The 16,646-nt window shown below is 75.4% G+C and carries 15 protein-coding genes and 1 tRNA gene; 7 read left to right on the top strand and 9 right to left on the bottom strand.

Features of this window, described 5'->3' with window-relative positions; all coding sequences use genetic code 11:
* Positions 1–24: 24 nt before the first annotated feature.
* Positions 25–804 (bottom strand): DUF4097 family beta strand repeat-containing protein, encoded by a 780-nt coding sequence (locus OIM89_RS22480; protein ID WP_030698425.1) that lies wholly within the window; start codon positions 802–804, stop codon positions 25–27.
* Between the two features lie 276 nt (positions 805–1,080).
* Between OIM89_RS22480 and OIM89_RS22485 the strand changes: the two genes are divergently transcribed.
* Positions 1,081–1,155: transfer RNA gene (locus OIM89_RS22485), tRNA-Val, on the top strand.
* Between the two features lie 127 nt (positions 1,156–1,282).
* Here the strand turns inward: OIM89_RS22485 and OIM89_RS22490 are convergent.
* Complete coding sequence (locus OIM89_RS22490; RefSeq protein WP_030698426.1) at positions 1,283–1,519, bottom strand: DUF2277 domain-containing protein; 237 nt, start codon at positions 1,517–1,519, stop codon at positions 1,283–1,285.
* A 53-nt stretch (positions 1,520–1,572) separates the two neighbouring features.
* Entirely contained in the window at positions 1,573–2,187 is a 615-nt protein-coding gene (locus tag OIM89_RS22495) for a DedA family protein (protein WP_030698427.1), read from the bottom strand.
* Positions 2,188–2,443: 256 nt separating this feature from the next.
* Between OIM89_RS22495 and OIM89_RS22500 the strand changes: the two genes are divergently transcribed.
* A complete protein-coding gene (locus tag OIM89_RS22500) occupies positions 2,444–3,085 on the top strand; it encodes a superoxide dismutase family protein (RefSeq protein WP_030698428.1) in 642 nt (213 codons plus the stop codon).
* Positions 3,086–3,153: 68 nt separating this feature from the next.
* Here the strand turns inward: OIM89_RS22500 and OIM89_RS22505 are convergent, their stop codons facing one another.
* From OIM89_RS22505 to OIM89_RS22515, 3 genes are all read right to left on the bottom strand, one after another.
* Positions 3,154–3,603, bottom strand: a complete 450-nt coding sequence (locus OIM89_RS22505) for a DoxX family protein (RefSeq protein WP_030698429.1) — start codon at positions 3,601–3,603, stop codon at positions 3,154–3,156.
* A 652-nt stretch (positions 3,604–4,255) separates the two neighbouring features.
* Positions 4,256–5,923, bottom strand: a complete 1,668-nt coding sequence (locus OIM89_RS22510; protein ID WP_030698430.1) for an alkaline phosphatase D family protein — start codon at positions 5,921–5,923, stop codon at positions 4,256–4,258.
* A gap of 135 nt (positions 5,924–6,058) precedes the next feature.
* Positions 6,059–6,712 (bottom strand): HNH endonuclease family protein, encoded by a 654-nt coding sequence (locus OIM89_RS22515; protein WP_264491581.1) that lies wholly within the window; start codon positions 6,710–6,712, stop codon positions 6,059–6,061.
* A 382-nt stretch (positions 6,713–7,094) separates the two neighbouring features.
* Here OIM89_RS22515 and OIM89_RS22520 point away from each other — a divergent pair, with 382 nt between their 5' ends.
* Together OIM89_RS22520 and OIM89_RS22525 are read left to right on the top strand one after the other, a co-directional pair.
* On the top strand, positions 7,095–7,508 hold the full coding sequence (locus OIM89_RS22520; protein WP_030698432.1) for an SgcJ/EcaC family oxidoreductase: 414 nt from the start codon (positions 7,095–7,097) through the stop codon (positions 7,506–7,508).
* Between the two features lie 179 nt (positions 7,509–7,687).
* Positions 7,688–8,353: an HAD-IA family hydrolase gene (locus OIM89_RS22525; RefSeq protein ID WP_047465547.1), complete on the top strand. Its 666-nt coding sequence runs from the start codon at positions 7,688–7,690 to the stop codon at positions 8,351–8,353.
* 51 nt (positions 8,354–8,404) lie between these two features.
* Here OIM89_RS22525 and OIM89_RS22530 read toward each other — a convergent pair whose 3' ends face one another.
* A complete protein-coding gene (locus tag OIM89_RS22530; RefSeq protein ID WP_047465549.1) occupies positions 8,405–9,490 on the bottom strand; it encodes a peptidoglycan-binding domain-containing protein in 1,086 nt (361 codons plus the stop codon).
* 208 nt (positions 9,491–9,698) lie between these two features.
* On the opposite strand from OIM89_RS22530, the gene OIM89_RS22535 reads away from it, so the two are divergent.
* Positions 9,699–11,759 carry an MDR family MFS transporter gene (locus OIM89_RS22535; RefSeq protein ID WP_047465551.1) on the top strand — a complete coding sequence of 687 codons (2,061 nt, stop codon included), beginning with the start codon at positions 9,699–9,701 and terminating at the stop codon, positions 11,757–11,759.
* Between the two features lie 16 nt (positions 11,760–11,775).
* On the opposite strand, the gene OIM89_RS22540 is transcribed toward OIM89_RS22535, so the two are convergent.
* Together OIM89_RS22540 and OIM89_RS22545 are read right to left on the bottom strand one after the other, a co-directional pair.
* Positions 11,776–12,324 (bottom strand): GNAT family N-acetyltransferase, encoded by a 549-nt coding sequence (locus tag OIM89_RS22540; protein WP_195731094.1) that lies wholly within the window; start codon positions 12,322–12,324, stop codon positions 11,776–11,778.
* A gap of 134 nt (positions 12,325–12,458) precedes the next feature.
* Positions 12,459–12,815 (bottom strand): antibiotic biosynthesis monooxygenase family protein, encoded by a 357-nt coding sequence (locus tag OIM89_RS22545; protein WP_003947822.1) that lies wholly within the window; start codon positions 12,813–12,815, stop codon positions 12,459–12,461.
* Positions 12,816–13,192: 377 nt separating this feature from the next.
* Here OIM89_RS22545 and OIM89_RS22550 point away from each other — a divergent pair, with 377 nt between their 5' ends.
* Positions 13,193–14,284, top strand: coding sequence for a serpin family protein (locus OIM89_RS22550; protein WP_264491802.1), 1,092 nt, complete (start codon positions 13,193–13,195; stop codon positions 14,282–14,284).
* Positions 14,285–14,435: 151 nt separating this feature from the next.
* Positions 14,436–16,529 carry a bifunctional glycosyltransferase 87/phosphatase PAP2 family protein gene (locus OIM89_RS22555; protein WP_226965619.1) on the top strand — a complete coding sequence of 698 codons (2,094 nt, stop codon included), beginning with the start codon at positions 14,436–14,438 and terminating at the stop codon, positions 16,527–16,529.
* The last annotated feature ends 117 nt before the right edge of the window (positions 16,530–16,646 follow it).

The following is a 16,646-nucleotide window of genomic DNA, read 5'->3' on the forward strand; positions in this document are numbered from 1 at the left end:
CCGGAACGGCCGGCTCCGGCGGGGTCAGCCCGACGGCCGCACGGTGATGTTGCCGTCCTGGGCGGTGACGGAGACCACCCGGGAACTGGCCGGGTCCTCCAGCACGGAGACGTTGGTCTGACCGTCCTGGACCGCCGTGCGCACGTCGTAGGCGGCCTCCGGCAGTTCCACGGTCACCGGGCCGTCCTTGCTGGCGGCGTCGATCCGGTCGGGCGCCTCCACCAGCCCGAGCACCAGCGAGCCGTCCTCGGTCCGCGCCCGCACCCGCGTGGAGGAGACGGAGCGGGTGGTGATCGCGCCGTCGGTGGTGCGCAGGTCGAGCGGGCCGGAGACCTCCTCGACGGTCAGGGAGGCGTCGGAACCGTGCAGGGTGAGCGGCGCGCTGAAGCCCTTCGCGGTCACCGTGCCGTCCTGGGTCCGCAGGGTCACGGAGGTGTCGGCGGGCACCTCGATCCGGTGCTTGGCGTCGCAGTGCGCCACAAGGCCCCCGCAGCGGACGCGCAGCTTCAGCGCGTCCCCCTCCACCGTCCACTCGGCGCGGGGCGTCGACCCCAGCAGGGCCCGCCCGCTGAACCACCGGGTCACCCGCACCTCCTCGCCGTCCCCCGGCACCAGCTCGATCCGTGAGTCGTCGGAGTCGACGGTGAGGGCGCGCCCGGCCAGGGCGAAGCTCTTGTGCTCCGGCTCCGCACCCCCGTCGGCCGAGGCGTCCTGGGCGCAGCCCGTGGTGAGCAGCGCGAGCGCCGCCGCACCCGCGCCCATCGCCGCCAGCCGCCGGGTCCGGGACGTCGTCCGTACGCTCATGAGCCATTCCTCCAGGTCGGACCGGCGTCTCGGCAGGCGCCGGCGGTCCGCGCCCGGAGCTGCCCGGAACCCGGTAAGGCCGGGCTTCCTCATGGTTCAGAACCCTAGGAAGCGGCGGTCCGCCCCGACATCCGGCGGACCACCGGACCGGGCTGCGGCGGGCCACCCGCGCGAGGTGGGGACAACCCCCGTACGCGGTCGGTGGTGGCCCCCCGGCGCCGCCGGAAGGGGTTTGCGGGGCGGCGGCGGTGGCAGGGTAGGCTGTCGATTCGTCCCGGGCGCGTAGCTCAGGGGTAGAGCGCTGCCCTTACAAGGCAGATGTCGGCGGTTCGAAACCGTCCGCGCCCACCAGCCCGAGGCAACGAGAAGGCCCGGCTCCCCGGTGTGACACCGGAGGGGCCGGGCCTTTCCCGTAGGGCGAGCCGGCCCGACGGGACATCCCGGACGTTCGCGCCGGGCGGCCTGCGGGGCCGGCGCGCTACGCCCTGGTGCGGGCGGACGACCCCGGTCCCCGTACCTCCAGGTCCGCGAGGAGTGCGCGGGTGGCGTCGGTGACGGCCTCGACGGCCCTGTCGAACACCTCCTGGTTGTGCGCGGCCGGAGCCCGGAAACCGGAGACCTTGCGGACGTACTGGAGGGCGGCTGCGCGGATCTCGTCCTCGGTCGCCTCCTCGGGGAGCGCGGGCGGGCGGAGGGTCTTGATGCTGCGGCACATGGTTCCAGTGTCGCGCGCGAGCGCCCGCGCCGCGGGGTCCTCGGGGAAACGTCTCAGCGGGCCGGCGTGGGGCGGCGTATCAGGTAGGCGGCGCCCGCTCCGGCGGCGAAGAGGGCGAGGACGGAGACGCCGGTGGCGAGCCAGTTGGCGCCCAGCCAGTGGCCGCCGAAGTAGCCGAGGCCCACGCTGTAACAGGCCCAGGCGACGCCGGCCGCGGCGGACCAGGGGAGGAAGTCGCGGGTGCGCCGGTCGGTGGTGGCTCCCGCGCCGAGCGACATCAGGGAGCGCCCGGCCGGGGCGAACCGGGCGAGGACCACCAGCAGGCCGCCGCCGCGCGCCAGGGCGCGGCCGAGGCTCTCCTGGCTGTCGCGCAGGCGGCGCGAGCGGGCGAGGGCGCGGTCCAGGCGGACGCCGCCACGCCGTGCCAGCCGGAAGGCGGCGAGGTCGCCGAGGACCGAGGCGGTGGCGGCGATGGCGATGAGGGCGACGATGTCGGGCACCGTGTTCATCTGCCCTGCGGCCCCGGTCCCGGCCGCGGCGGCGGTGGCCGCGGCGATCACCAGGACACCGCTGGGCAGCAGCGGCAGGAAGACGTCCAGCAGCACGGAGGCCGCCACGACCGCGTAGATCCACGGGCCGGCTGTCAGCGGCCCCATGCTCTCGAACACCCGAAACTCCCCGGTACGGACAGCTCCGCGATGTCGCGGGGAGCGGCAGGAGCGGCTGTCCCTCGGCCGCCAAGGTTACGCCGCGGAGAACTCCTGGGGGCCGTGGGGCACCCGGTTGTTCGTCACAGGGGTTTCGCCCGTCCGCCGTCACCCGTCCGGGTCAGCCGATGCGGTGTACGGACCGGTAGTCCCGTAGCAGTGAACCCGACGCGTACGTGTCCGCAGCGGGCACGGTCGGACACGAGGAGTGAGCGCGATGGGTGCTGGGACCGCGGGACTGCTGGCCGGAGCCGCGCTGGCCGCGCTGGTGACCGCTGCGGGGACGGGCGCCGCCGGTGCTCCCGCGCCGGCGGCGGCACCGGTGACGGGCGGGCTGGTGGCCGCCCCCGGGGGCGAGGCGCCGGGGGCGCGCTGGGTGCGCGACGAGGCGCGGTTCGCGCCGGTCGGCGCCTTCGTGCCGTCCGAGGCGGTCACCTACGACCTGGACCTGCTGCCCGCGGCCGCCTGGATCAGGGTCGGCCAGGCCGTCTCGCGGTCGGAGACGACGGTCGTCGCCGAGGTACGGGGCCTCCGCCCGGGACGCGCCTACGGGGCGCACGTCCACACCGGTGTCTGCGGCGCCGACCCGCAGGCCGCCAAGGGCCACTACCAGCACAAGGTGGACCCGGTGCAGCCCTCCACCGACCCCGCCCACGTCAACCCGTACAACGAGGTCTGGCTCGACTTCACCACCGACGCCGAGGGCGCGGGGCGGGCCGTGGCCCGGCACAGCTGGGGATTCCGGCCCGGGGAGGCCGCCTCCGTGGTGATCCACGACCAGCAGGGCGGGGCGGGGGCGCGGCTCGGCTGCTTCAGCGTGCCGTTCGTCTCGCCCGAGGACGCGCCCGGCCGGGGCTGAGGGCCGCCCCGGACCGTCCGGTCGGCGTGGGGTGGACGGACGGTCCGGGACGGGGCGCGGGGGCGGGATCAGGCCACGCTCGGGGTGCGGTCCCTGGGGCGCGGTCCGGGTACCGCCGCCCGGCCGCCGAGCGCGCGGTCCAGGCCGAGGGCACCGGAGCCGGTGAAGACCAGGAGCAGCAGGGCCCAGCAGAAGACCGCGGACAGCTCGCCGCCGTTCTGCAACGGCCAGAGCGCCTCCGGCTGGTGCACCACGAAGTAGGCGTACGCCATCGAGCCCGAGCCGACGAAGGCGGCGGCGCGGGTGGCCAGGCCGAGGGCGACGAGGCCGCCCCCGACCAGCTGGATGACGGCGGCGTACCAGCCTGGCCAGGCGCCGGCCTCCAGGGTGCCGCCGCCCCGTGCGCCGCCCAGCACCCCGAAGAGGGAGGCGGCGCCGTGGCAGGCGAAGAGCAGGCCGATCACGATGCGGTAGAGGCCCAGGGCATAGGGCTGGGCGCTGTCGAGACGGGACGTCATGGGGAACTCCCTCGGCTGGGGTGGGGTGGAGCCGGGCGGAGGAGCGGAGGAGCGCGGCGGGGCCGGAGGCCCGGGAGCGGGCCCGTGCTGTGATGCCGGATGCCGCCGGAAGAACTGGAGAACCAGGGGGAACCGGAAAGCGGGGAAGACTGGATTCCGGGCGGGTACGGGCGTCGTCGGCCGTACGGGCGCCGGACGGGGCCACTGGGGGCCGCCGGTACGGCGTGCGGTGGGGCGGGGTGCGGGAGTGCGGGCCGGAGCGGTGGTGCGGGGACGGAACGCTGCTGACCAGCGGGACTGTTATTTGTCTAGACCAAGTCCGCAGAGCCGTCAATCATCGGGGGCCGACATCGGCCGCTCCGCATCCGGAGTGGCGTGGACACGTGCCCTCTGCACGGGCCGGACGGCCGGCGGCCGTCCGGCACGGCGCCCGGTGGCCGCCCGGGGCCGGTAGCTGCGGTTCCCCGCCGGGGCGCGGTCCCCGGGGCCGGGCGGTGCCGACGGTGGCCCGGGACGTGCCGGGCGCGTGGGAGCGCGACCCCGCGAGATCGCGCATGGCTGAAAAGCGCCGTCGGGAAGCGGCGGGGAAAGCCGCCGGGGAAACGCCGGAGCAGGTCGGGGAACGCCGGAGAGCGGGGTGCCGGGTGGCGCTTCAGCCGTCCAGCCGTCCCTCCCACACCCGCTTCAGGCGGGCCGGGCCCCGCCCGGGGCGGGCCTGGTCCAGGTGGAGGTCGGCGCGGCGGCCGCGCAGGGTGAGGGTCATGAGCTGGTTGCCGAACCAGGGGCCGCCCGAGCGCCGCCAGGTCACCGGCGCCCGGCGGGTGCGCCCGTGCCGGGCGAACACCCTCCCGAGCAGGCCGCCCGCGCGGCTCCAGCCGAGCCGGAACCCGGCCCGTATCGGCAGCGGGATGGCGTTGTGGACCGGCGAGCAGGTCAGCTGGTGGACCCGGGCGCGGCCGACGGGCAGGGATTTCCGGGCGGTGCCGACGGGGCGGCTCTCGGCGGCGTAGGCGTGGTGGACGTCGCCGGAGAGGACGCAGACCGTGGCGGGGCCGCCGGGGGCGGTGGCGGCCTCCTCGGTGAGGTGGGCGAGCCGGTCGAAGGAGGCGGGGAAGGCCGCCCAGTGCTCCAGGTCGGCGGCGCGCCGCAGCCACTCGCCGAAGCGGGCCCAGCGGGGGCCGCGCTCGCCCCCGCAGAGCGCGGCGTTCCACCGCTCCGCCTCGTGGACCAGTCCCGGGAGGAGCCAGGGCAGGGAGCTGCCGATCAGCAGGTGGTCGTGGCCGCCCGGGTCGGTGAGCGCCTGCTCGCGCAGCCACGCCTCCTCGTCCGGGTGGAGCATGGCGCGCTCCTCCTCGGCGAGGACCCGGGCCATGCGGGTGTCGACCATCAGCAGGCGGACCCGCCCCAGGTCGCGGCGGTAGCTCCAGCGGGTGCCCGGCCGGTCGGCGTCGGCCCGCGCGGCGAAGGCGCGCAGCGCCTCGGTGCCGTCCGGGGCCGAGCGGACCGCCTTGTACAGGGGGTCGGTGGCGAGCTCCGCCGGGCCCAGGTTCCCCAGGTGCTGGTAGATCCAGTACGACATCAGGCCGCTGACGATGCGCTCCTGCCACCAGGGGGTCTCGCGCATCTCGGCGAGCCAGGAGGCGCTGGTGTTCCAGTCGTCGATGACGTCGTGGTCGTCGAAGATCATCAGGCTGGGCACGGTGGAGAGCAGCCAGCGGACCTCGGGGTCGGTCCAGGACTCGTCGTAGAGCCGGGTGTACTCCTCGAAGTCCGCGACCTGCTCGCCCGGGGGTTCGGCGAGGTCGCGCCGGGAGGCGAGCCAGCTGCGGGTCTGGGGGGAGGTCTCGTCGGCGTACACCTGGTCGCCGAGCAGGAGGAGCAGGTCGGGGCGGTCCGCGCCGGCGTCCCCGGCGATCCGGGCCGCGAGGGCGTCGAGCGCGTCGGGTCCCACCGGGCTGTCCTGGCCCGACGGGGGTGAGGACCAGCGGCAGGAGCCGAAGGTGACGCGGACGGGGCGGTTCCCGTCGCTCTCGCGCGGGGCGGTCCTGATGGTGGAGGGCGGGAAGGGGGAGCCCGGCGGGGGCCAGACCAGCTCGCCGCCCAGGTGCACCTCGTAGGGGGTGTCGCTCCCCTCGGGGAGGCCGGTGACCGGGATCAGGGCGTAGTGGTGGCCCTCGACGGAGAAGGTCGGGGCGGAGCCGCCGCCCCCGCCGCCGGGGCAGCGGACCTCGGCGGTGCACGGACGGTCCGTCTCCACCCACACGGTGGCGGAGTCGGTGTCGGCGTACCGCAGTACCGGTCCCAGGCGCAGCCCGGCCACGATGGCTCCCTTCGTCAGCTCGCAGGGTACGGAACGCCCCGGGGGCGGTGCGGTGTTCCCGGTTCCGTTTCCGCGTCGGCGGGGAGCCGTGGCCGGCGGCGGAGTGCGCCGCCGGCCACGAGGAGGCCGCGAGGGTCAGCAGCTGTTGAGGGCTGACTGGAGCGCGGACTTCTCGGCGGAGTCCACCGAGAGCCCGTAGTGGTGCTTCACGTGGACCCACATCCGCACGTACACGCACTTGTACGAGGCGAGCGGCGGCATCCACTCGGCCGGGTCCTTGTCGCCCTTGGACTGGTTGACGTTGTCCGTGACGGCGATGAGCTGCGGGCGGGTCAGGTCGTTGGCGAGCTGTTCGCGCTGGGCGTTGGTCCAGCCGCTGGCGCCGGAGCGCCATGCCTCGGCGAGCGGTACGACGTGGTCGATGTCGACGTCGGACGCCTGGGTCCAGGTGGCCCCGTCGTAGGCGGACTTCCAGGTGCCGGAGACGGCCTTGCACGCGGAGTCCTGCTCGACGCCGGTGCCGTCGCGCTTCAGGACGACCTCGCGGGTGTCGCACTGCCCGCTCTGGGTGGACCAGTGCGGGAACTTGTCCCGGCTGTAGCCGCTGGAGGAACCTTCCGCCTTCTCGGTCAGGCCGGAGAGGTACGTCTTGGCGGTGGCGACGCTCACCGGGGTGGGAGGAGCGGCCTGGGCCGGGGAGCCGGTGAGCAGGACGGTGGAGGAGACGACCGCCGTCAGCGTGGCGAGAGCGGCGGGGCGCATCCGGCGACGCGCGTAGATTCCTGACATGCGAACTCCCTGTGGTGTGGGGGACGACAGCCGCTACCGGCCCGTCGGGCCCGGCCATCCTGGCGCCCGTGGGTTTCGTGAGGGTGGGTGCCAGGTAACAGAGTTGCGTCATGCGCACGACACATCAAGAGGTCTGGCGGAAGGTCATCCCCCATTCGGAGCAGGGTCATTGGCGTACGTGGTGGTGTGTCCCGGCATGGGGGAGTGGGTTCCGCGCGGTGGCGACCGGGAGCGCCCCGGCGCGTACGACGGGGCGCGCGGAGGGTGCGGTGGGTGCCCGGCTCTCGTCGGCGCTTGACCTGAAGCGGAGTTGAGGCCGGAGCCTGGGCGGTGGAGGGCGGCCGGTGCAGACGGCTGCTCCCGCCCGTAGAGGAGGACCGGCATGCCCGGCACACCGGCACAGGAGGCCGCCGTCCGCGAGGTCGTCGCGGACGCGGGGAAGTACCAGAGCGACCCGGACCGCTTCCTTCCGCTGCACACCGCGGACGTGGAGATCGTCAACTTCGGCGGCCGGCGCGTGGCCGGGCGGGAGGCGCTGGGCGAGGCGATGCGTGCCGCGCTCGCCTCGCCGCTGGCCGACGTCGTCACCGCCGTGGAGATCACCGGGGTGCGTTTCCCGCGCGAGGGCGTCGCCGTCGTGGCCGCCGTCAAGCGGGTCCACGACGCCCGCGAGGAACCGGACGGAGGCGGTCCGGCGCTCCCCGCCGCCTCGGGCCAGCTCACCTACCTGCTGGTGGAGGAGGGGGACGGGGCCTGGCGCATCTCGCTCGCGCAGACCACCCCGACCACGTCCTGACGGCGCGCCGGGTGCCCGGAGGGGGCGCCGGTGGCGTCCGGCGGTTTTGTTTTGTATGGTGAAGAAACAAAGTGATCCCGTCCGCACTCCCTGACCGGCGGACGGGGTCACTTGTTCACCGAGCCACGCTGCGGGGGCGTCCGCGACCGTCGGGCGGGCCCGACCTCTGGAGCTGCCCGATGACAGCGACCCGTACCGTGCTGACCGCCCGCGCCCTGCTGCTGGACATGGACGGCACGCTCGTCGACTCCGACGCCGTGGTGGAACGCTGCTGGCGCCGCTGGGCCGCCCGGCACGGCCTGGACGAGGAGCACGTACTCGCCGTCGCCCACGGCCGCCAGGGATACGCCACCATGGCCGAACTCCTCCCGGACCGGCCGATGGAGCTCAACCACGCGGACAACCGCGTCCTGCTCGCCGAGGAGACCGCCGACACCGACGGCGTCGTCCCGGTACCCGGCGCACCCGCCTTCCTCGCCTCCCTCACCGGTGTCCCGCACGCCCTCGTCACCTCGGCCGACGACGGCCTGATGCGCAGCCGGATGGGAGCCGCCCGGCTGGCCCTGCCCGACCTGCTCATCACCGCCGAGCAGGTCTCCGCGAGCAAGCCCGACCCCGAGGGATTCCTGAAGGGCGCCGCCGCGCTGGGCGTCGACCCGGCCGACGCCGTCGTCTTCGAGGACTCCGGCGCCGGGATCGCCGCCGGCCTCGCCGCCGGGATGCGCGTGGTCGGGGTGGGGCCCCGCGCCGCCGCGCACGGCCCGACGGCGCACGTCGCCGACCTGCGCGCGGTGCGTGTGGAGAGCGGCGGCGACGGAGTGGTCCGGCTCCACCTGGGCGGCTGACCGCCCGTCACGCAGCGAGGGCGCGCCCTGGTACAGGCGTGCCCGCGCGCGTCACGGCCGCGTGGTCTCGCTCTCCAGCTGCCTGCGGGTCGGCTCGTCGTAGACGCCGAGGTTGTCACGGAGGCCGCGCGCCCACTGGTACACCCGCAGCGAGTCCTCCAGGCGCCGGTCGAAGTCGCCGTCGGCCTGGCCGCGGTAGAGGTGGAGCTGCTGGAGGCGCTGCTGGAGTTCGCGGACCTGCGGGCCCGAGTCGCCCCGGCGCAGCACCGGGTCCTCCTGGGGCGGCTGGTCGGGGGAGGGCTCGTCGGAGGGGTCGGCCGGGGTCCGGGGCGCCGAGGGCTTCGGGGCGGGCGGGCCGTCGGGCCCCGCCGCCGGAGTGGGGGAGCCGGCGGGCTTGCCGTCGCCCGAGGAGGCGGTCGGGAGTGCCGAAGGAGCCGTGGGCGAGGGTGCGGTGGACTCCGGGGAACCCGAGGCGGAGGCCGAGGGGGTCGCCGGACCGGGGGCGATCGTGTGGGGCGCGGTCGCCGAGGGCGTCGGAAGGGCGCGTTCCTCGGGCTTGTCGTCCGGGAGGGAGTCGGTCGCGACGGCGCCGGCCAGGGCCACCACCACGACGGCCCCCACCGACACACCGAGAATCGCCGCCCGTCGCCTGCGCGCCGAGCGGGCCGCCGTCCGCTTGGGCCGGTGCGCGGAAGGGGGCGGCGTGATGTCGGGGGCGTCCGTGCCGTACTCGTCCTCGGCGGCCTGACCCCGCTGATCCGGAGGGAAGAGGTCCAGGTCGGAGACCTTGGGCAGGGGCGCGGTCGCGTCGTGGGCCTGACCTGGGGCGGCGACGGCGCCGATGACCGGCGGGGGCGTGGGGCCTTGGGGCTCGGCGCTGGGGAAACGTTCGCTCCCGGACGGGTGGGAGGCATGGCCGTATCCGACCGCCCCCTCGTCGGCCTGACCCGGGGTGGGGTCGTACGCCTGCCCCGGCGGGACGGGCGGAGCGCCGGCCGCCTGTGGACCGAGATACGGACGGACCCGTTCCCGGTGGCCGCCGTCGGCGCCGTTTCCGCTCTCGGGGGCGCACCCGCAGGCGGGCCCCAGCCCCGTCCCCGGTCTCTCGCCGCCGCACTCCGTGCACCGTTGGCTCATCGCTGCCCCCTCCTCGGCCGCCCCGACTGACGCGATTATGCCGACGCGAGCGCCGTTCGCGCGCAGTGCCCCGCGCAACGGAACGTCCCGACAGGCCGTAACGGGACGCAACGCCCAGGATGGAGGCAGGCGACGGCCGGTCGCCGGAGCGGCGGACGGGCGCGGAGCCCGGGCGGGTCGCCGCGCGCGAGGAAGCCGGGAGGACACGATGGCGCAGGAGGCGACCGGGCGAGCGGCCGGCGGACCCGGGGCCGCGGCCGACGGGCAGTCACCGCCCGGCGTCCTGGTCTCCATCGGGGCCCTGCTGCTGGGCATGCTGCTGGCCGCCCTCGACCAGACCATCGTCGCCACCGCCCTGCCGACCATCGTGAGCGACCTCGGCGGGCTCGACCACCTTTCCTGGGTGGTGACCGCCTACCTCCTCGCCGCCACGGCGGCCACCCCGCTCTGGGGCAAGCTCGGCGACCAGTACGGGCGGAAGAAGCTGTTCCAGACCGCCATCGCGATCTTCCTCGCCGGGTCGGTCCTCTGCGGCATCGCCCAGGACATGCCGCAGCTCATCGGCTTCCGCGCCCTGCAGGGACTGGGCGGCGGCGGCCTGATGGTGCTCTCCATGGCGATCGTCGGCGACCTCGTGCCACCCCGCGAGCGCGGCCGCTACCAGGGGCTGTTCGGCGCCGTCTTCGGCGCCACCAGCGTCCTCGGACCGCTGCTCGGCGGCATCTTCACCGAGCACCTCAGCTGGCGCTGGGTCTTCTACGTCAACGTGCCGCTCGGCGCGATCGCCCTCGTGGTCATCGCCGCCGCCCTGCACATCCCGACCCGCCAGGCCCGGCACGTCATCGACTACCTGGGGACCTTCCTGATCGCCGCCGTCGCCGCCTGCCTGGTGCTCGCCGCCTCCCTCGGCGGCACCACCTGGGCCTGGGGCTCCCCGCAGATCATCGGGCTCGCCGTGCTCGCCGTCGTCCTCGGCGCCTGGTTCGTCAGGGTGGAGCGCCGGGCCGCCGAACCGGTGCTGCCGCTGCGCCTCTTCCGCGTCCACACCTTCACCCTGTCGGCGGTGATCAGCTTCATCATCGGTTTCGCCATGTTCGGCGCGATGACCTACCTGCCGACCTTCCTCCAGGTCGTGCGCGGCATCACCCCCACCCTCTCCGGCGTCCACATGCTGCCGATGGTCGCGGGGGTCCTGCTCGCCTCGACCGTCTCCGGCCAGCTCATCACCCGCACGGGCCACTGGAAGGTCTTCCCCGTCGCGGGCACCGGCATCACGGCGGCCGGGCTGCTCCTGCTGCACCGGCTGCGGCAGAACACCGGCGACCTGGAGATGAGCCTCTACTTCTTCACCTTCGGCGTCGGCCTCGGCCTGGTCATCCAGGTCCTCGTCCTCGTCGTGCAGAACGCCGTCCCCTACGAGGACCTGGGCGTCGCCACCTCCGGCGCCACCTTCTTCCGCTCCATCGGCGCCTCCTTCGGCGTGGCCGTGTTCGGAACGATCTTCACCAGCCGCCTCGACGCGAAGATCACCGCCGTCCTCGCCGGCCGCCCCCTGCCACCCGGCGTCGACGCCGCCACCCTGGAGGCCGACCCGCGCACCGTCGCCGCCCTGCCCCCGCAGCTCCGCCAGGAGATCCTCGGCGCCTACTCCACCGCCATCACCGATGTCTTCCTCTACGCGGCACCGGTCGTCCTCGTCGCCTTCGTCCTCGCCTGGTTCTTCCACGAGGACCCGCTGCGCGGCGCCGTCCTCGCCCCCGACCAGTCCCAGACCTACGCCGGCAACCCGGTCGAGCGCACCTCCCGCGACGAGGCCGAACGCGCCCTCTCCCTGCTGGGCACCCGCGAGGGACGCCGCGAGGTCTACCGCGACATCACCGCCCGGGCCGGGGAGGACCTGCTGCCCGCCGCGAGCTGGCTCCTCCTGCGCATCCGGCGCCACGGCTCCGTGGAACCGGCCCGCCTCGCCGAGCACCACGCCGTCCCCCTCCACCTCGTCGGCGCCGCCGCCCGCCAGCTGGAGGAACGTCACCTCGCCGACCGGCAGGGACTCGGACTGAGCCTCACCCCGGCGGGCGAGGAGAGCGCCGAACGGCTCTCCCGGGCCAGGGAGGAGACGCTGGCGGAACTCCTCGGCGACTGGTGGGGCCCCGAACGCCCCACCGATCTGGCCGAGATCGTGCACCGGCTGAGCACCGCACTCTGCGGCTCCGACGGCGAACGGCCGCACGACGGGGCGCGGCCCGCGCAAGAAGGGGGAGGGGCCTGAGGGGGGCGAGGCCGGGTCAGCCCGCTGCGGGGGCCAGCCGCTTGGTGTACCAGCGTTCCGCGTACGGACCCTCGTTGTACGCCTCGGTGCGGGTGAAGCCGTGCCGTTCGTACAGGCGGTGCGACTCGACCAGGTCGTGACGGGTGTCCAGGACCAGCCGGGCCGCGCCCAGGGCACCGGCGGCCGCGTCGACCGCCGCCATCAGCGCGGAGCCGCCGCGCCGGCCCCGGGCCGACGGGTGGACGAAGACCCGCCGGACCTCGGCGGTCCCGGGCTCCAGCAGCGCCAGACCGGCCATGCCGGACGCCCTGCCCGCCAGCCGCGCCACCAGCAGCAGGCCGCGCGGCGCCACCAGTTGCTCCGGCCCGTCGTCGGCCGCGATGCCACGCGCCAGCTCGCCGGGCGGCGTGTCACTCCCCCGGTGGAGCCGGAACCACCGGTCGCTCACCTCTGTGTAGTACGCGGTCCAGAGCGCTCGGGCGTCGGGCGAGCCGGGCGGTTCGGGAGCGACGGTCCACGGGCCCGAGGCCACCGGGGCCATGGTCCAGGGGGTGAGTGCGGTCATGGGGGCATTGTGGTGCGCGGGCCGGGACACCGCCCCGCCTTTTCCGCCCGTGAGAGCCGCCGCCCGGCACCGCGGGCGGTGGGCCGGGTGTCGCGGTCCCGCCGCCCGCCGCCCGCCGGAGCCCGGGCCGGGGGTCAGGACTGCTTCGGGGCCGCCTGCTGGACCACGTCGAAGGACCACAGGGTGGAACCGGAGGCCGCCGGACGCGGGCGCTCGCCCTGCGGCGCCTCGCCCTGCGCGGAGTCGCCACCGGGGCGGCCCTGCTGGTGGGCCGCCTTCATCGGGCCCTCCATCCACGCCTGGAACGCGGCCTCGTCACGCCAGCGGGTGTACACGAGGTACTGGTCGGTCCCCTCGACCGGACGAAGCAGCTCGAACCACTCGAAACCGTCGGAGTTCTCCACCGCGCCCGCGCGGGAGGCGAAGCGCTTCTCCAGGACCTCGCGCTGCTCGGCCGGGACCTCGAGCACATTGATCTTCACGATACTCATGACGCCCATCCTGCCGCACCGGCACGACAAGCCGGACACCGCGCCCGTGCGGCCGTCGGGTGCGGTCCGCGCGGGGGCGCTCACAGAGCCTGGCCCGTACTGTCCGGAACGGGCCGGCAGGGCGGGCCGGACGGCATCGGGCGGCGCCGACGGTGGTGACTGTCAGTGACGGGTCTCATACTGGTCCACAGATCGCGGGCGGCATCGGCCGACCGCGACGCCAGGCGGCACGGGCGGTGTGCGGACGGGTCCGCGGGCCGGCGGAGCGAAGGGGGAGCGGCATGAGGTGGACGGCGAGAGGGACGGGCGGGGCGGCCCGGGCGGGGGAGCGGCCGCCGGGGTGCCCCGAGAGTGAGACGACGCGGTGGGCGCGCGGGGTGCGGGAGCTGGCCGAGCGCTGGCTGCCACGGGCGGGCCACGGCGACTTCGTCCTCTCCCCGGTCGGCCTCTGGATGGCGCTGGCCGCATTCTCGGTGGGCGCGCGCGGCAGCACGGCGGCCGAACTCGGGCGTCTGCTCGGGGCCGACCGGGCCACGGCGGCCCGCGCGGTGGCCCGGATCGCCGCCACGCTGGACGCCACCGGCGCCCTGCGCCACGCCACCGGGATCTGGAGCCGGGTCCCCCTGGAACCGGAGTACGTGGCCGCGCTGCCCGGCGTCGAGTGCGGCCCGATGGACCCGGCAGCGGTCGACGCCTGGGTGCGTGAGGCCACCGACGGGATGGTGCCGGGGCTGCCCCTGGAGATCACCGACGCGACCCCGCTCGTCCTGGCGGACGCGCTGGTGCTGAAGGCCCGCTGGGCCGACCCCTTCTCCGGCTCGGCCACGCACTCCCGCCCGTTCACCGCCGCCGACGGCACGACCCGCGCGGTCCCCACCATGCACCGCAACTTCCCGGCCACCCAGTCCTGGACCACCCCCGACGGGGTACGCGTCCTCGACCTGGCCTGCCTCTCCCCGGACCCAGGGCAGCGGCCCGCCCGGGTCCGTTTCGCCCTCGGCCCGTGCGACGCCCGGCCCGCCGACGTCCTGGCCGCCACCTGGGCGCCCGCCGCCGGGCGGACCCCGGTCGACGCCGACCTGGTGGCCGTCGCCCTGCCGCGCCTGACCCTCCGGACGACGCGCGACGCCACCGGGGACGTGGCCGCGCTCGGCGCCCCCAGGGCACTGACCGACGCGGCGGAGTTCGGCGGACTCTCCCCCGTCCCGCTCGCGCTGTCGCAGGTGGTCCAGGAAGCCGTGGTGCGGGTGGCCGAGCGGGGCGTGGAGGCCGCCGCGGTGACCGCCGTCGCCATGCGGCTCGGCGCGCCCCCGCCCGACCGCCTCGAACCTCTCGTCTTCGACCGCCCGTTCGGCCTCACGGTGCTCGACGGCTCCGGCACGCTCCCCCTCTTCACCGCCTGGCAGTCCGGCATACCCGAGGACCCGGGTTCCGGGGCGGAGGACGACGGCGACCAGGGGCCCTGGTGAGGCGCGATGCCGGGCGGACGGGCGGAGCGGCACAACCCGCCCGCCGGTTGCGCGGTCCTGTGAGGCGGGACCGAGGGGTACCGGGACGCGCCGGGGACGGACGAGCCTACGGAGCGGTGAGCGGCGGAAGAGGCGACGGAGCGTGGTGGACGTGAAGAGAGCGGGCGGCGGCCTCGCGACGGCCGGGGCGGGCCCCGTGGCCGGAGGCGGCGGAGCGGGCACCGCCCGGCTCCTGCTGTGGCTGGTCGTGGCGGTCCTCGGCGTACGGCAGTTGGTGACGCTGCTGCGCCTGCCGCCCGGTGAACGCTTCCTCGACCTGGGGGCCTGGGCGGCCTTCGGCGGCGCCCGGCAGCCCGGCGAGCTGTACGCGGAGGGCGGCTACTCCGGCACGCCCTTCGCCGCCCTGGTGCTCAGCCCGCTGAAGCGCGCCGGTGAGCAGGGGCTCGGAGTCGGCTGGACGTGCGGGACGCTGCTGCTGGTCGTGGCGGTCGGCGTGGTCGCCGCCCGGGCGCTGCCCCGGCCCGTGCAGGGGCGGACGGTGCTGCTCGCGGTGCCGGTCGCGGTGGCGCTGCTCCTCCTCTCGCTGCCGGTCCGCAACACCTTCTTCCTCGGCCAGACCAGCGTCCTGCCCGTCCTGCTGGTGCTCCTCGGCTGCTGCGTGGCTCAGGACCCCCGTGCCCGGGGCGCGCTGATCGGCGTGGCCGCCGCCTTCCAGCCTGCCCTGCTCCTCTTCGCCGTGCTCCTCTGGTGCACCGGCCGCCGCCGCGAGGCGGGGTGGACCCTCGGCACCTTCGCCGTGGCCGCCGCCGTGGCGTGGGCCGCCCTGCCCCAGGACTCCGCCGCCTACTGGCTCCGGCACCCGGCCGGGTTCGGCCTCGGCGACCCGGCGGACGTGGCCAATCAGTCGCTGCACGGGCTGGTCCTGCGGCTCGGGCTGAGCGGCCCGGTCGCCCTGCTGCTCCTGCTCGCCCTGGCCGGGGTGGTCGGTTACGCCGGACTGCGGCGGGCGGTGCGGTACGCCGGGGACGGGCAGGTGCTGCTCGCGGTCGCCGTCACCGGCTGCGTGGCCGTGGCCGTCGCCCCGGTCTCCTGGCAGCACCAACTGCTCTGGGTGCTGCTGACCGTGGCCGGACGGGCGGGCCGCAGAGCCTCCGACCGGTACGTCTGGCCGGTCGCCGTGGTCCTGGTGATGACCCTGCCCGCCAAGATGATCCTGCCCAACCTGGAACTGCTCTTCCCGGTGCGGGACAACATCCTGCTGCTCACCGCCGTGGCGGCCGCCTGCTGCGTGCCCTTCCTGAGCCGTGCCGAGGAGGAGTTCGCCCGGCCCCGCCCGGCTGTCCACGCCCCGCCCGGCCCCTCGAAGCTGAGCTGGGTGCCGCTGCTGCCCTTCTGGAGACGGGTGCTGACCCGGCCCAACCTCCTCCTGGAGCTGCTGCTCATCCGGGTCGGCTACTCCGCGTACTCCCAGGTGCGGATGGCCGCGGCCGGCAGCCGGAGCACCGCCGAGGCGCACGGCGAGCAGATCCACGCCGTCGAGCAGTTCCTCTTCCTCGACATCGAGCACTGGGTCAACCACGCCGTGGTGCGCACCGGGTGGCTGGAGGATTTCCTCAACTTCTACTACACCTCCTTCCACTTCCTGATCCCGCTGACCGTGCTCGGCGTGCTGTACGTCCGCAGACCCGACGCCTACCGGTGGGCGCGGACGGCGCTGGGCTTCGCCACCGTGCTGGCCCTGCTCGGCTTCTGGCTCTACCCGCTGGCGCCGCCCCGGCTCATGCCGGAGCTGGGGTTCGTCGACACGGTCCACGGCGTCCAGGACTTCAGCCAGCCGGACTACGGCTCGCTGACCGCCTTCACCAACCAGTACGCGGCGATGCCCTCGCTGCACTTCGGCTGGTCGCTGTGGTGCGGGGTGGTCGTGGTGGCGCTGGCCCCGAGACTCTGGATGAAGCTGCTGGGGCTGCTGCATCCCTTCTTCACCGTCTGCGCGATCGTCGGCACGGCCAACCACTGGGTGCTCGACGCCGTCGGCGGGGCGGCGGTCGTGGCCGCGGGCTTCGGCCTGGTCCACGTCCTGGCGGGAGCCCGGCCGCGCACGGAGGCGGGCCCGTCGGCGGATTCCGCGCCCGAGGCGGCGACCGGGCCGCGGCCGGGAGCTGAGGTCGTGGCGGAGGAAGGGGCCCGGGGCGCCGAACCTGAGGCGGCGGGGGAGGGGGACCGGGTGCCGAGCCCGGGGTGAGGGTGACACGCAGGAGGGGGAGCAGTCCGTTCCCGGACATGCCGAAGGGCGGTATCCCTCGGTGGGGGATACCGCCCTTCGGGTCCGGCGTGGGGGACCCGGTGTGGGGGACCGGGG

Origin of the sequence: Streptomyces sp. BI87 (assembly GCF_025957665.1) — a bacterium.
Taxonomy (GTDB): domain Bacteria; phylum Actinomycetota; class Actinomycetes; order Streptomycetales; family Streptomycetaceae; genus Streptomyces; species Streptomyces albidoflavus.

What these genes read in the sequence shown, in the direction of transcription:
- OIM89_RS22515 (WP_264491581.1), bottom strand. Translation starts at nt 6,712, where the DNA reads ATGTCAGGAATCTACGCGCGTCGCCGGATGCGCCCCGCCGCTCTCGCC.
- OIM89_RS22530 (WP_047465549.1), bottom strand. Translation starts at nt 9,490, where the DNA reads ATGAGCCAACGGTGCACGGAGTGCGGCGGCGAGAGACCGGGGACGGGG.
- OIM89_RS22535 (WP_047465551.1), top strand. Translation starts at nt 9,699, where the DNA reads ATGGCGCAGGAGGCGACCGGGCGAGCGGCCGGCGGACCCGGGGCCGCG.
- OIM89_RS22500 (WP_030698428.1), top strand. Translation starts at nt 2,444, where the DNA reads ATGGGTGCTGGGACCGCGGGACTGCTGGCCGGAGCCGCGCTGGCCGCG.
- OIM89_RS22520 (WP_030698432.1), top strand. Translation starts at nt 7,095, where the DNA reads ATGCCCGGCACACCGGCACAGGAGGCCGCCGTCCGCGAGGTCGTCGCG.
- OIM89_RS22540 (WP_195731094.1), bottom strand. Translation starts at nt 12,324, where the DNA reads ATGACCGCACTCACCCCCTGGACCATGGCCCCGGTGGCCTCGGGCCCG.
- OIM89_RS22490 (WP_030698426.1), bottom strand. Translation starts at nt 1,519, where the DNA reads ATGTGCCGCAGCATCAAGACCCTCCGCCCGCCCGCGCTCCCCGAGGAG.
- OIM89_RS22480 (WP_030698425.1), bottom strand. Translation starts at nt 804, where the DNA reads ATGAGCGTACGGACGACGTCCCGGACCCGGCGGCTGGCGGCGATGGGC.
- OIM89_RS22545 (WP_003947822.1), bottom strand. Translation starts at nt 12,815, where the DNA reads ATGAGTATCGTGAAGATCAATGTGCTCGAGGTCCCGGCCGAGCAGCGC.
- OIM89_RS22525 (WP_047465547.1), top strand. Translation starts at nt 7,688, where the DNA reads ATGACAGCGACCCGTACCGTGCTGACCGCCCGCGCCCTGCTGCTGGAC.
- OIM89_RS22505 (WP_030698429.1), bottom strand. Translation starts at nt 3,603, where the DNA reads ATGACGTCCCGTCTCGACAGCGCCCAGCCCTATGCCCTGGGCCTCTAC.